7 protein-coding genes and 1 riboswitch are annotated in these 15329 nt (G+C 43.7%); all 7 genes read right to left on the reverse strand.

What is annotated here, in order from left to right; all coding sequences use genetic code 11:
• Positions 1-9 precede the first annotated feature (9 nt).
• Positions 10-663, reverse strand: a complete 654-nt coding sequence (locus MHB37_RS30740) for a response regulator transcription factor (RefSeq protein WP_076191591.1) — start codon at positions 661-663, stop codon at positions 10-12.
• Positions 660-5741: an AAA family ATPase gene (locus tag MHB37_RS30745; RefSeq protein ID WP_076191588.1), complete on the reverse strand. Its 5082-nt coding sequence runs from the start codon at positions 5739-5741 to the stop codon at positions 660-662. Before MHB37_RS30745 ends, MHB37_RS30740 begins: the two co-directional genes overlap by 4 nt.
• Positions 5742-5825: 84 nt before the next feature.
• Positions 5826-6461 (reverse strand): response regulator transcription factor, encoded by a 636-nt coding sequence (locus MHB37_RS30750; RefSeq protein ID WP_076124152.1) that lies wholly within the window; start codon positions 6459-6461, stop codon positions 5826-5828.
• A 244-nt stretch (positions 6462-6705) separates the two neighbouring features.
• Positions 6706-12519 (reverse strand): NPCBM/NEW2 domain-containing protein, encoded by a 5814-nt coding sequence (locus tag MHB37_RS30755; protein ID WP_405168807.1) that lies wholly within the window; start codon positions 12517-12519, stop codon positions 6706-6708.
• A 258-nt stretch (positions 12520-12777) separates the two neighbouring features.
• Positions 12778-12864, reverse strand: a riboswitch (cyclic di-GMP riboswitch).
• Positions 12865-13021: 157 nt separating this feature from the next.
• Entirely contained in the window at positions 13022-13588 is a 567-nt protein-coding gene (locus tag MHB37_RS30760) for a hypothetical protein (protein WP_076191584.1), read from the reverse strand.
• A gap of 116 nt (positions 13589-13704) precedes the next feature.
• Positions 13705-14553: an EAL domain-containing protein gene (locus tag MHB37_RS30765; RefSeq protein ID WP_305953541.1), complete on the reverse strand. Its 849-nt coding sequence runs from the start codon at positions 14551-14553 to the stop codon at positions 13705-13707.
• 190 nt (positions 14554-14743) lie between these two features.
• Entirely contained in the window at positions 14744-15157 is a 414-nt protein-coding gene (locus tag MHB37_RS30770) for a Crp/Fnr family transcriptional regulator (RefSeq protein WP_076191580.1), read from the reverse strand.
• Positions 15158-15329 lie beyond the last annotated feature (172 nt).

Raw genomic sequence — 15329 nt, forward strand, 5'->3', positions numbered from 1 at the left:
CAACAATTATTACAAAATAGCCTGCAGTCGCACAATTGCTTGGGCCCGATCAACCACTTCTAATTTGCTGTAAAGATTGCTAATATAATTGCGCGCCGTACCTTCCGCAATATGTAATGTATCGGCGATTTCACGGTTGTTCAGTCCCCGGATAATGAGCTGTGCCAGCTCCTCTTCCCGTTCTGTCAGACTGATACGATCCAGACCCGATCTTTGCCAGTGTTCATAGTCCTCTGTTAACCTGTTCATCCTCGATGCCAGTTTGGCTGCTACCGGAGCTGGCAGAATAAATTGCCCGGATAACGTATCATGAATCGAAGCGATCATTTTATCTGCATCCATGTCCTTCAGCATATAACCGCTTGCTCCGTAGGCCATTCCCTCTACAATATAATCAGTCTCTATAAAAGTAGTCAGAATCAGAATGAAGATGTTCGGGCGAATCTGCTTTATTCGTTTCAAGGCGCTAAGGCCATCCATAACTGGCATTTGAATATCGAGCAGCACCAGATCAGGCTGGAATGCCTCAACCATCTCGCAAGCTTCTTCTCCATTCTTGGCAGCACCAACCACTTCCATATCATCTTCCAGATCCAAAATGGTGCGAAGTCCTTCCCGCGTCAACAATTGATCATCGGCAATTACAATTTTTATTTTACTCATGTTCTATCCACAACCCTTCGCATGGGCAGATCAATCTCCAGTAAACAGCCTTCATCCATTTCTGAATCGATGGATAAGCTGCCTCCCAGCTGCTCAACCCGTTCCTTCATCGTCCTAAGTCCAAATCCCATCACGATTGGACTCATCCCTAGCCCACAATCCTTGAGTCTAAACTGCAAGTTCGCTCCAACAGACTCCAGACTAAAATGGAACTCCACACTCTTCCCATGTCTGATCCCATTAGTTAAGCCCTCCTGCAAAGCATGATAGATTGCCTTTTTATAGGCTGTTGACATGGCTTCCGGCAGATCATAAATAACTGCATGAACAACAACGCCTGCATTGCGTTCTGTATCTCGAATCAACTGCTTCAGCATCACGGTTAGATCAGAATACCTGTCCTCTTTCAGCATATGGACAGAGCCGCGGATTTCATTCAAGCTATGCCGCACAAGATCCTGGGCCTCAGCCAGACGCTGAAAGCCGCTGTCTATCTCCTTCTTCTGAAGCAGCCGCTTGCCAGCTTCAATCTGCAGAATCGTCGATGTCAGGGTATGCCCGACAATATCATGAATCTCTTGGGCAATACGATTGCGTTCCTCAAAAACAGTAGCTTCGGCCAACGCCGCAGATGTTTCACGCATCGAACGCTCCAGGCTACGAGTTCTTTCTACCACCTGATCCTCCAGATTTTTTTTGAGATATTGGATTCCCGAATACAGCTTGGCATTAGCGATTGAGATTGCGCATTGTGAACCAAGCAGCTTGAGCACATCGAGTCTGCTTGGAGTAAATACACCCGGCGATAGATTATTCTCTAAATAGAGCAGGCAAACCAATTTATTCTGATTCATGATGGGGAGACATAGAACCGATTTCAGTCTATTATTCCTAACGTAAGTATTACGTGTAAATATTCCTTCACTGAGTGCATCATGTAATACAACCTGTTCTTGTGTTCTTGCCGCGTAAGCTATAATCGCTGCCGGGACCAACCCCGATTCTTCCCCAAGTGGAACAGATTCGATATGCTGGGCTTCTGAGGTCCCATAAGCTTCCACCATCCATTTGCCGTCATGATCAAAAATAACAGCCCCATATTCTGCCCCAGCATTGTGGAGCATGATTCGCATCAGCGTGGCCAATAATCGGCTCATCTCCATTTCGCCGGATAATGCTTGGGCAGACATTACCACAGAAAGGGAATCCACACGATCGAGCCCGGGCTCTCGTTTAATATGCAGCAAATGGCGATGCTGCTGCTCCAGGTCAGCCGCTTTAGCCTTTGCGCCCCATTGCAGATAAGCCTCATAGGCCTCAGTCATATAGATTCTTGCCAGATGCATTTTGCCATGACGAAGCCCGTATTTACCATAACATTCCGCTGCCATCGCTAAATCGTGAATATGACCGTGGATCCGAGCGTTCTCAATGGATTGCTCATACAATGCTTCAGCTTGGCGGGGATCTCGCGATAGACGAGTTAACTCAGCCTTCATTAACAGATATTTATGCTGATAATTCCCCGGACAACGCCTGGCAAGCTTTTTCATTTTCTTCAAGCATTTACGCATTTTTGCCCGATATGTACGTTGCTCTTCAGCGTTATATTCCTCATACAACTGAGCCCAGACTAAACATTCATACATGATCTGCATGGGACTGTCTAGGCCATCTTCGCGTGATTTTATAATGGCCGCTGATTTGGCTAATGCCTCACTGGCTTCTCGGTATTCCCCAAATACATAGCCCGTCAAATATTGATAGATCCAGACCATTTCTTGTATAAAATCAAAGGTGTCCCCATGAACCGACTGTGCAAAAGCAGGCTCGCTAATCTCCGCGATGGGAAAGGGATCATCTATAGAGCGATAACCTGTCAAGCGAACAAGAATGGCCGCTGCTACAATAGCCTGCTTACAATGAAGACTGTTGTTATGGCGCAGCAAATCACCGGAATGAGTAATTAATCGCTCATAGATATCGCCGAGAGGATGACCAAATTGCAAAAGGGAGGCACAGTTGATCAACACATTCTGGTTGCCCTTCCATAAGTCACCTGATTCCAGTCCTACTTTACCAGCTTTCTCGGTAAACGTATGGAGCATAGCAGGATCATAATGCCGCCAGCTATCGTAGCACATGGCGAACGCGGCTAAGGTTGTCATGTGCTGTTTCGGATAGGGTTCGGATAAGCTGAACGCCAGCATGGCCCATTTGAATGTCTCTTCATCATTACGGAAGTAATAATATTGAAACATTGCATAACCTATGAATCCAATGGAAGCCTCCGGAGTCATCCCATAATCAAGCGTTAATTCAATCATGGTGAAGGAAGAAGCAAGCCACCCTTCTCGATTGACGTAAAAGCAAGCATTGCTTGAATGATCTAAAGTAGACATTGCGATTCTACGTGCTTCATCAGTCATTGGAGGTAAAAGAGTAAGCGATTCGAGTGAGACCTTCTTGAGTCTATGCCGCAATCGTAACCATTGAAGCGTCAATTGAGCATAACCAGGATCAAATTGATGCTTCACTTTCAGTAACGATAAGGTATGCTGGCCTAAGGAGATCACCTCTTCATGGTTATCATTACTTGCTTCCAACTGCACCTTCATTACGTAGACGTAAGCCTTATCCATATTTGTCGTAGCTTTATCAATTAACAGATGGAATAATTCATTAGCCGTATCAAAATGGGAACATAAATATTCGAGCTCCGCCCTCTCACGGAATACCCGGAAGGTCAGCCCATAATGCGCCTCCCAGCTCTGCTCCTCTAATAATGACGTTGCCTGAAGCATATATTGCAAGGCTGTCTCATGTGCGGTTGTTTGCTTCGCTTTTATCCCTGCCTGTAAGTTCAGCTCTACTAGTTGAAGCCTCTCTTCAGGGCGGTCTAACCATGTAAGTGCCTGATTCAAATGATGGACAGCTTCGAATAGAGTCGTTCCTTCACTAAGCGGGCCTCGGCCTAGCAATAACAGACCAATCCTCCAATGCAGCTCGGAACGCTCCTCTTCGGAAATAAAAGTATATGCTGCCTGATGAATGCGGTTGTGCTGGAACTTATAATGCGGATATTCCTCCCCGTTAACGGGCTGCAACAAGCGCCCATGTACAGCAACCGCCAACGCATCGTTCAATGTCTCTATCGGTGTCTCCGTAATATCAGCAAGTGTACGTAAATCAAATAGGCTGCCTATAAATGCGGCTCTGCTAAGTGCATATACCGTCTGTTCAGGAAATTGCTGCAATTTACTTGAAAGGTATGAAGCTACGTTATCGGGTACATTCAATTCAGTAATACGCTGGAGATCCCATTTCCAGCTTCGAATATTCTCATCAAATTCCACTCGCTGATCATCTATCAAATCTTGAAGGAATTGCTTAATAAATAACGGGTTTCCATCTGTCTTATGAAGCAGCACGCGCGCCAGCTCGTCCAAGTCAGCTGCCTCGTAACGCATAACATCAAGTAGCAGTTGTTTTAAATCGGTGAGTTCAAGCGCTTGTAAAGAAATTCTGCTCATCGCTACGTTGCGGTCAATCAGATGTTTTTCCAGCCTACTGAGCGGGTGCAGCCTTGTAATCTCCCGATTGCGATAGGAAAGCACGATTAGCAGATGAGTCGTTGCTGTATCCTCTATAAGCGAAGTGAGATATTGCAGCGACGTATCATCAGCCCATTGCAAATTATCCAATACCAAGATCAAAGGATGATCCTCATGAGGAAAGAGTTGAATAAATCGGCTCATGATTAATTGAAAGCGATGCTGAGCTTCCAGCGGTGGCAGTGGAGGCACGGAGGGTTGAAGGCCAATCAAGAGTTCAAGCTTAGGAACAAAATCGATCAGCAACTGACCGTAATTGTCCACTGCTTGTAGAATACGCAGCCTCCAAACCTCCACCTGCAACTTTGTTTCCATCAGCAGCTGACTAACCAACTCTTCTATGACTTGATGCCAGATGCCATAAGGGAGTGAGGTATGTCGGGATTCGAATTTGCCTCTGGCGAAGAAACCATCCAAAGAGACTGTATTTGTAAGGGTCTCCTTCAGAAAGGTTGTTTTGCCGATACCACTCTCCCCGCTAATCCAAACCGTCTCTACGGCACCTTGTGATGCTCGTTGCAGTGCTTCTCTTAAGCTTTGTTGCTCAAGATGTCTTCCATAGAAGCGTCCTGATACCATCCAGCGCTCTGGGATATCCCAGCTTCCTAGTGGAAAAGGCTCAATATGCCCGGATTCTTCTAGACGGGATAGACATTCCTCAAGATCCGATTTAATGCCGAACGCGCTGGCATACCTCGCTTCAGGCATTTTCTCCATGCATTTACCAACAATATCAGAGACCGATAGAGGGATAGTGGGGAACCTGCGGTGCAGAGGCTCAGGTGTATCTGCAAGATGACGATATACAATATCAACAACATCATGCAGCTCAAAGGGGCGGCTGCCCGAGAGACATTCATACAGGATGATCCCCAGCGAATAAAAGTCAGAACGGTAATCCGGTTTGACTCCGGTTCGTCCCGTTTGTTCTGGAGCTATATAAGGAAGCAGAACATCGGGCCGACCGCTTAACGGTGACAAAGGACTCGTGGTGTTTTCGGTAGAACACATTCTTATATCAATAAATTTCACTTCAAAAGTAATGGGATTTACGATTAGATGAGCGGGGGTTAGTTCATTTAGTGTTATTTTTTCACGATGAATTTGCATAAGACAATCAGCAATAGCTGTAGCGATTCGAAGCAGCGCTGGAAGACCCAGTGAATTAACAGGCATACGCAGGATCTGCCCAAGGGTACTCCCCTCTATATCTTTTAAGAGAAGGACTGGTCGGTCCGCCATAATTTCCAAACTGTACGGCTCTATTGCACCACGACCGCAAAGTCGCTTAAGCATGTCATACTCATGACGAAAAGCATCGACCATGGCAGCTCCCGGGTATTCTCCTATTGTTGTCTTAGCGATAACCCTCAGGCCGTCCTCTTGACGTAGGAGTCTGTATAACCTGATATCTGCGGTATTATCTATCAGATCTAAGGTTTGGTATCCTGGCAATTCAAACATCAACAGCACTCCCTAATTACAATTAGACAGAATACTCAATCTCGCAAAGTAGTTAAAGCCATTATAACATCTGATCTTGCCGTTCTACTCATAAGACATTTCATATTTCGTTAATCCTATCGCGTTTGCGCACAATGCCGCCTGTGTCCGGTCAGTAACCTGCAGCTTCGCTAAAATCTGACTGACATGCTTCTTCACCGTAAATTCACTGATAAAAAGACGTGTGGCAATCACTCTATTGCAAGCACCTTGTCCAAGCTGAATCAGGACTTCCTTCTCTTTTGGTGTCAATTCATCTGTTGGACTGCTGGCGCTCATTCGCATCTTTTCTTCCATTAGACCAGGATCATAATATTTTCTCCCTTTGTACACCAACTGGATAGCAAACAGTAATTCCTCCGGCAGTGCCTCTTTCAGAACATATCCGTCTACCAATACTTCTTCAGCCCTCAAAAAATCCTCTCTGCTCGCAGAGGAAGTCAACAGTATGAATTTACTAACAATGCCGCGGGTACGTGCTATCTTAATGACATCCAGTCCTGATTCATCAGCAAGTTTAAGATCAATGAGGACAATGTCTGGCTTTGTCTCTTCAATCACATCAAGTGCTTCCGGACCATTCGTAGCTTCACCGGCAAATTGCATATCCGATTGCATTGCAATGACAGATGCCAGCCCTCTTCTAACTAAAGGATGATCATCTACAATGATGATTTTCACAGAAACACCTCCCTCTAAACCGCATACATTATTTACTTCTTTGTATAAAAAGCTTCAATTGGAGTATTCATTTAAATTTGGCGCATTTCTGATTAAGTATAGTTAAAAGACTACACCGCTTATAGTGAGCGTTGTCATTTCTTTTGTCATATGACAAAATGGATATTTTTACATAAAAACCCCTCATTTAAAAACTGGCGAACCATGGTTATAGAGACCACAATCCGCCTGCTTTCTTGGGAATTTAATTATTATCAATAAAAGAAATGATTTGCACGAGATTACCTGCGACTTGGTAAGTTAACCCCAGCATGTAAGTTCCTTTCTCCTCGTTTGATAGGTCAATAGTGAACACATCCGGATTAGCAGCCCATTCCTTCATATCAAACACAATTTCTTTAGATGTTCTAGTGTTTCTTACTCCAGCCGAATTAGGGATCACTTTGCTGCCATCGAGCCCTTTCACCAGATTGGCCACTTCAACTACAGGTCCCTTAAATTCTCCTACCTCTACCATTTGTGGGTCGGCCAATAAGCTCGTTAGTTTAGTTAATCCTTGTAATGGGGAGAAATCTGTAATTTCATTTCCAGTAATATCAAGTGTCTCTAGGTTCTTCGCGTACTGCAAACCTTCCAAGGATCCGGCTCTTCTGGTTTCGCTAGTTAACGTTGTAAGGTTATACATATCACCTAATGTTAATTCTCCAGTTACGCCCAATGTAGTCTTGATCGAAGCACTTAAATACGGGTCCGCCACAGTAATTACTTGCGTAAGATCTATTTGGACCAAACCTTCGGTTGCTTGTTGCAACGCTGCTACAGCTTCGTCTACTTCACTTTGCGTAACAGAAGAGTTAGCCAACACTGTCTCTGCTATCGAGAGGCTGGACGTAAATGCCGCGATGCTCTCAGGTGTGAAGCCTTCTAGAGAAATTGCTTTAGCCGCTGCAATCGCCTGTTCGAGATCTCTAGTGAATAAGTGATCTCCATTCGCGAAATGTAGTTTGGCTCCACCCCATGCAGCATGGTCAGATCCGTTGCCATTTCCCCCGTCTGTGACGACTAATTTCAGTTCTTTTGCTTCATTAATATCCAATTCGATGAATTTCTGCGGATCTCTCGAACCCATGACCCCACTATCGAATTTCTTCTCTCCATCGACAAACACCTCAAAGCTCACCGAACCAACAGAACCGTACATTTGTCTATCTACACCTACATAGGAAGTGAAATAGTCCGCGTTTTTGTCGCTTAGATTGTATACAATCGTCGAATTAGAGTGCGCTCCAATTCCTCTTTCATAGGACACTACCTGATTGTTCTCATCTGTTAATCTCAGCGTATTTGCACTAATAGATTTATCCTTCAAAGGTGCAGTATAGCTGTTCTGAGTAGAATTCCAGTCGTAATCCGTCAGGTACGTAAAGTCCGTCATGTCTACTACGGCTATAGTTCTAATCTTCGTGGTCGTATTTCCATCACTATCTGTTACTGTGTAAGTGATTGGATACTTTCCGGCCCGGTTGAATTTAACTTGCTCTTGGCCTGTGACCTTCACTTGAGCCGTCAAGTCACCGTCTTCCGAATCCATTGCCGAATAGCTTTCACTGATATCAATCGCTTGGCCCACTTTGGTTGAGACAGATTTAGGTATGGTAAGCTCTGGTGTATTGTTCAAGATCATAAACTTCGCATCAGCAAAATCACCGTGATCTGAAGCATTTCCGTTACCTGCATTATCTAACACCAGCTTCAATTCACTTACATCCTTAACAGGTATCCGCGCAAGCTTGGCTTCTGTACCAAATTTCATCAGTCCGCTGTTATAAACCTCTGCCCCATCGGCAAAAATTTTGAAAATTACACTGGAGTTGCTTTGCTCAGGGATATTTCTATCAACCCCTACATACGTTTCAAAATATTCATAGTTTGCACCTGCCAGATTATACACGATTTCAGAGCTGGCATGGGTTCCTAAGCCCTTAGCGAACTCTTTGACCTCGCCATTTACCAGCAGCTTAATCGGATTGTTAGAGCTAGCCTTATCTTTTCGAACCACATTATAATCCGTTTTTGCCGATTGCCAATCTATATCACTCAGGTATTTACTAGCGCTGTATACAACAATCTTTCTGGCCTGCACAGCGGAGTTCCCATCTGAGTCTGTAACTGAAAACTCGACGTTGTAAGTCCCTGTTTTGCTTGATGTGAATCCATTTGAATGCACTTCAACGGCTCCAATTAAGTTACCATCTTCCGTATCAAAAGCTGTTACATCGCTCAACACATCAAATTCGCTGTTCAGCTTAACGAAGGTTGTCTCTTCCGGTACTGTAATGGTAGGTTTGCTTGAATTATTCGAGAACTTCGCATCCGCCCATACCGTATGGTCTGAAGCATTGCCATCCTTAGCATCTGTTGTAACCAGCTTCACCTCTCTTGCGCCAGTCACAGGGATTTTCACAAATTGATGTTCTGTTCCTGCCCGGAAAACATCACTCTCAAATTTCTGTTCTCCATCCACATACACTGCAAAAGTAGCCGAGGAAGGTTTCCCTTTCATGGCTTGATCAATCCCAATGTAGCTTTCAAAGAAGTCGTAACCCTTACCTTCAATATCGTAAACTACCTCAGAGTTGGCATGAACACCAATCCCTTTCGCGTACGTCGCAGCCAACCCTTGGCGAACAAGGGTTATGATTCCCCCGGAAACGGCTTTATCTTTCTTTAATTCACCCCAGCCTACAACGACTGGCTTGGCATTGAGATCGGAAATATAGGCGTAGTCGCTCGTTACCGTAACCTGTGTGGTTTTCGTTTCCGTAACCCCTTCGCTTTTCACTTCATATACAATTTCGTAGTTGCCTTTTTGCGTTACATCAACGTTATTGGCTTTCAGAGAGACATCTGCAGTAATATCGTTTCCTAGATAGTTAGCCGCTTTTACATAGCTCATCGGATCAAAGGTTTGATTAAGCTTTAAAGTGAGCTGATCTTCAACAGACAAGGCTGGCTTAAAGGCTTTAACCTGTACGGGCTTCAGTGGGTTCAGCTTTTTATCATAACCGACGATCTTGTACGTATAGTTGATACTCGCATCTACATTCTGATCCACAAATTGCTCAGTTCCTGTAAAACCAACTAACACATCATTTCTATACACTTCATATCCTAAAAAGTCTTGCTTAAGCTCTTTATCTATACTGAAACTTAACGTGTTCGTTCTAGCCGTGGTGTTAGGTGTGATATTAACCTTAATGGCCAGATTTTTATCCGCTATTCCAGTTCCCTCATAATTAATCACCGAGTTATTTAAATACCATAACTTTTGCGGTGCCGGATACTTGGCTACTTTCGCTTTTGTCTCAGGATTCACAGTGAAGCCATGTCTGGCAAAATAGCTGCTTAAATCTAATCCCAGTACTTCGGAGGAGAACTCCACCAAATACTGCTGCTTAGAATTGTCACCGTTGGTAAGGATGACCTTCCGCTCCCGATATAGCTTGGTCAGCTCTGTCCAGTATCCGGGATGTGCCAGCTCCAGCTGCCAATAGGCTCCGAGTTGTGCAAATAAGCCCTGCTGATTCATAACCACTTTGTTTTCTTCGAGGACATATTTATAGATATCTGATTCATACGGTATACGATTATCTATCGAATTCGCCGCGACAGACATAAACATAGACACCATATTATTAGTTACTTCGCCATATTCCCGTTCACCCATAGCCAAGCGATGCCCGATTTCGTGATTCAGTCCCCAGCCCGGATAAGCTTTGTTAAAATCACCTAACATGGTTCCTACTGTTCCAAGTTGGATCCCTGTATGATCTCCCGCTGCATACATCGCACCATAAGGCTGCATCAAGCGAATATTCTCACGAATTAGCTTGGCATCATGAATCTCGCTACTGCCATCCAGGCCATAGAAGGCAAAAATACTCTTCATCCAGGTGTCATACCCAGTTACGGTGTCCAGCGGGTTATTTCCTTGCGTAATATATTTGTTGTACGCCTCCGTCGCCGTTCCTGTGAAAATAACATGATCGCTGGCCAGTTCTACCACATCTATGAGTTTACGATCTTGAACATTTGGATGAGCCGCTTTATCTTCGTCCAGTCTTTGTTTGTATGTGATTAAGAAGGTTTTGAATTGTTCTGGATCCGTGGTCTTGGTCATAAAAGGAATCTTTTCTAAACCTTCGAAGCGGATCAATGGCGCTTTCCCTTGTTCCTCTGCTGTATAGGGATTTACGATATAAACGGTGCCGCCCTTAGTCACTTCATGTGCATAATAACTATTCATAGCAAATTCAGGAACGGTTATAATGTTCTTACCTGGACGCAATTGCACACCTCTAGCCCAAACATTCCAAGCGGCCTCTTGTTGAGAAAAGACTAAAGAAGGTAGCTTATCGTTAGAAGCTGCATCCACATAAACGTTGATCGTATCTCCAGGCATTGCAACGAGACCTGTAGGCTGGTTGTTCGTACCAAAACCAATTCTCAGGTTTTCCTGCGCATGCTTTTTCATATCTCCACGTTGTTCCGCCTCAATGATGGTGCCTTCGGTTTGAACTTCACCATTCACTAGCCTCTTAGCTAAATCCAAAGAATCTTTCAGGATTGGATAGAGCGGATGTACTTTTGCCGCTTCTTCTAATTCGTTGATTGCTTCGACGCTATTATAAGCAGGCACAACCGCACTCATCGTTCCATCTGTGAAAATACCATTTACAGCTTCGCTTACTTTATCTTCTGTATAAAATCTAAATTCAGCCGCAAAAGGTCTGTTGATATTAGCTTTTGTGAACTTAAATTTTAATCTTTTAAACTTCGTCGGTTCGAATTTAAATTCCAGAAAGTCATTGGTACTAATCGCGGTTCCGCTAGATACAAGTTGGAAGGTCTCTCCTTTACTCGTCTCTGATGCATAGATTTCAAAAGCCTCTGGGAATCCTTTGCGGTTATCTCTAGCCAAAAAAGCCACTCTGTCCAGCACTTCCGCTTGCGCTAGTTCAAACACGACTTCATTCGTGAAGCTTGCATCATTGTTTTTGTTCGTTTCCCAATGCGTAGTGGGCTGGTCATCCAGCATATATTCAGGCTTCGTACCTGGGTAGCTTCCACCGTTCACCGTTACTTTTGATACGTTTGCATTCGGCATTCTATAAGCTTGGCTATAGGCATTTTCATAGGCTGTTCCATACCCTTTTAGCTTCGAAACCTTGGCTGCCGTTGCCTCTACCTGATGGTTCTTCAAAAGGATCTTTGCATTCTCTATCTCTTCTTTAAACTGCGCATACAGTGGATGTGCCTGCACTTCATTCTCTAAAGCTGTTAATTTCTCTGTCGTATTAAAGGCAGCACTAACTTGGCTCAAGGTATCATCTGTAAATAATTTTTTCATTTTAGCAGAGACACTATCCTCTTTATAAAAAGAAAACTCAGCCGCACTCGCCCAATCTTGGTTCGCTTTTTTGAAGACAAATTTAAGTCTCTTAAAAGCCGTAGGTGCGAACTGAATCTCCACTACATCACCGGTTGAGCCTGTATATTCTCCAGAAGACACGAGCGTAAAATCACCCGCATCGGTAGTGGAGCCGTAGATATCAAATTCTTGAGCAAAACCTTTACCTTTCGCACCGGATTGCCTAGCCGCGTATACCATTCTATTTAATTCAGTGGACTCATTGAAAACAAACACAACCTCATTCGTAAACGTTGAACTATTCGGTTTGCCAGTCTCCCAATGCGTGCTCATATCCCCATCCATAGCCTTAGCTATAGGCGAGCCTGAGTAGTTGCCACCGTTATTTGTGATGGATTTAATATTTGCTGGATTCATTCTAAAAACCTCATTATAGGCATTTAGAGCATCCTTGCCGTACAGCTCAAACGGAATAACCGAGGCGTTGCTTAATAAGTTAACCTTACTTTGCGCCACTGTTTTTGTTACATTTACCTTGCTTGCCTCACTTGCTAAAGCATAACCTGCCTCACTCGAAAAACTGGCCAACATGGCCGCCGATGTAGCGATCGCAATCATTTTCTTCATCTCTTCTTACCCCCAGATGTCATATGAATCTCTCCAGTGCCCAAAAATGGGCACAAAAAAAACTACCCCAAAAGAGTAGCTTGATTGCGTATAAAGTCGCCTAAAAATTAAGACTTAATTTTTATTAAACCTTAACAAGCATAAACGCCTTCGGCGTCCTTATAAGGACGGTAAGCGTTTAAGCGAGAAATATAAGATATTAAGTATAGTTTTATAACTTATACTTTCTTATATTTTAACAAAAAGCGTTACGCACTCTTTGGCAGCTGGCTGACAATAGTTATGATAACCTTAGTCCCTATAGCTTTGCGTCCCTACATTTCCATAGGTTTGCCTATGAAGTTTCGAATACATTCAAAGAGTAACATAAGCCTAGATCTGATCGCATGATTAATTGGTATGAAATGAGTATAGGTAATTGCAATTAGTTTTTCTTATGTGATAGATATTATTTATCGACTATCCCGGAAGAGAAGGACATCCTTTAGGACTGTAGGTCTACTTAACTCTCCGATCCAAACAAACCCCGGAACCAATTCCACACATCGCCCGTGACGGGAATTAATCCGAAACCATGTTCGCCAACTACGATTACACCATATGCCCATTGTCCGATAGCTATGGCACCCCCAGCGATCCTGCCTATCGCTATCGCACCAAACGCCGTATCCCCTATGGCGATGGCCCCCAACGCTTTTTCCGCGATTGCGATCGCTCCTACAGCCACGCCTGCAATCGCAATCGCTCCCACTGCGAAGCCAAGCCAGCTAAGTGCTATTGCTCCGATCGCTAACCACATTCCCAGTGATATTGCTCCTAAGGATAATACGCCCACGCTTATCGCACCTATGGAAATCAAGCCAACAGCTACATCTCCAATAGCGATTAATCCAACGGCTGTCTTCACACGGGGTTTACCTCCACGGCCATACGCTTGACCTGAGTATCGCCCTAGATTACTGCGAATACTGATGACCGGAAATGAGGGAGAAGGCCATTGATAATCAATCTCTCGTCCATCAAAGCCCCTAGAATCCGCCCAGCGCGTTACAAATTGATGCCATTTCATATCTATCCCGTCCCCCTTTTCAAATTACCTAAATTATACAACCCCGGGGGTTGGCTGTACTCAGACTCTGACCTGAAATTCATCTCATCCTCTGGACGGATATATACTCATTAGGATTACTGTTTGGGAATAGGATCAGGCTTTCCAAATAAATAGCCCTGAAACAACTGATAACCACTCTGCTTAAGCCATTCAAAGTCCTCTCTAAACTCCACACCTTCTGCTAAAGGAACGGATTGGATTTCTAAAGCTTTTTCTAAAAATTGCTTTGCTATTTTCTGTTTGTTCAGATCGCTGGACACACCCTGAACATATTTCATATCCAGCTTCATGTAATGGGGTTTAAGCTCCAATAACATCTCGATCGTGCTGAAGCCCTCACCAACATCATCTAAAGCGTATTCAAATCCCCGATCCTTGTAATATGTCAAAATAGCTTTCAAATGAGCGAGATCATCCACTTTCTCCGTCTCAACAACTTCAAAGACAAAAAGAGAAGGATCGACGCCTAATTGATTGGCCAGTTCAACGGTTGATCTTAAGCAGAACTCTGGAGCGTAGATCGACGTTGGGATAAAATTAATAAACGTTTTTTTATTTAAGGGTGCAGCATATTTTACAGCCGTCATTCTACATAACCGGTCTAAAGCATATAAACGCCCACGATTCCGTGCCGCCGCAAAAATCTCATTAGGATAGATAAGAGATCCGTCTTCTTTTTTAAATCTGGATAGGAGCTCGTATGCAAAAATCTCTTCCCTTACGTTCACAATCGGTTGGAAGTAGCAAGTAACAAGACCCTTAGTGATAACCTCATCAATCCACTCCATATCAAGTACAGTGGGTAATTCGGATAGAGGTCTCCATGTTTGGTCATCTATACGGAATTCAACCTGCTCCGACTCCATATGGTCATTACAGAAATCCAGAAAATCCCGCACCCCAGCCTCCTTAATTGTAATCACATTTTCTTCCACCTTATGTATCGTATTACTTCTACTCAAGTGATGAATAACCTCAGGTAAAACCCTAAGATTAAGCTCACCATGAGCCTTGATTTGAAAATTCAGCTCTCTTACTACACAATGATTACAAGCCACATTCATAACCCCTTTAATAATCGATTCTCTGAAAAAGATCCCGGAACGGCTCTTCTCAATCGAAATCCGTATACTCCAGTAAATACGCCGGGTCTAACACGGTGATCTGCTGATGTTGAATCTCAATAATCTTTTGTTCTTGCAGATCTTTTAGCACAAGGGTAGCCGTCTCCCTTAACGTTCCGATCATATCACGCGCTCTCGCATCATGAAATTTCATTTCATATAATAACCGATTCGATAAAAATAAACGCTCCATTTGCAGCAGCATCAATTGATCCTTAATCAACGGGTAATCGGCAACCATCTGCTTAAAAGGCTCATGTTTAATCTCAAATAATACAGTATCATTCATAGCCACCGCAGACAGCACTCTTATATTGGAGGGATGGATCACTTCCAGATCGCCATAATCCCCGAATAGATAATGTAGGCATGATCCACATTCCATAGTTTTGTATGCCAACATACTGATAATAAATCATCATCCTGTTATATTCTATCGTAACGTTGTCACATAGGCTTGATGCCAATACGATTTACATAAGAGATCCATTCAAGAAATTCCGAATTCCCTTTTACAGCTTGAAGGGAACAGACATTTTAGAGCAATTATAGCAAAGAGGATGTATCGTTTATAA

Source organism: Paenibacillus sp. FSL H3-0286, assembly GCF_045040705.1.
GTDB lineage: Bacteria > Bacillota > Bacilli > Paenibacillales > Paenibacillaceae > Paenibacillus_AQ > Paenibacillus_AQ odorifer.

What these genes read in the sequence shown, in the direction of transcription:
- MHB37_RS30740 (WP_076191591.1), bottom strand. Translation starts at nt 663, where the DNA reads ATGAGTAAAATAAAAATTGTAATTGCCGATGATCAATTGTTGACGCGG.
- MHB37_RS30745 (WP_076191588.1), bottom strand. Translation starts at nt 5,741, where the DNA reads ATGTTTGAATTGCCAGGATACCAAACCTTAGATCTGATAGATAATACC.
- MHB37_RS30755 (WP_405168807.1), bottom strand. Translation starts at nt 12,519, where the DNA reads ATGAAGAAAATGATTGCGATCGCTACATCGGCGGCCATGTTGGCCAGT.
- MHB37_RS30760 (WP_076191584.1), bottom strand. Translation starts at nt 13,588, where the DNA reads ATGAAATGGCATCAATTTGTAACGCGCTGGGCGGATTCTAGGGGCTTT.
- MHB37_RS30770 (WP_076191580.1), bottom strand. Translation starts at nt 15,157, where the DNA reads ATGTTGGCATACAAAACTATGGAATGTGGATCATGCCTACATTATCTA.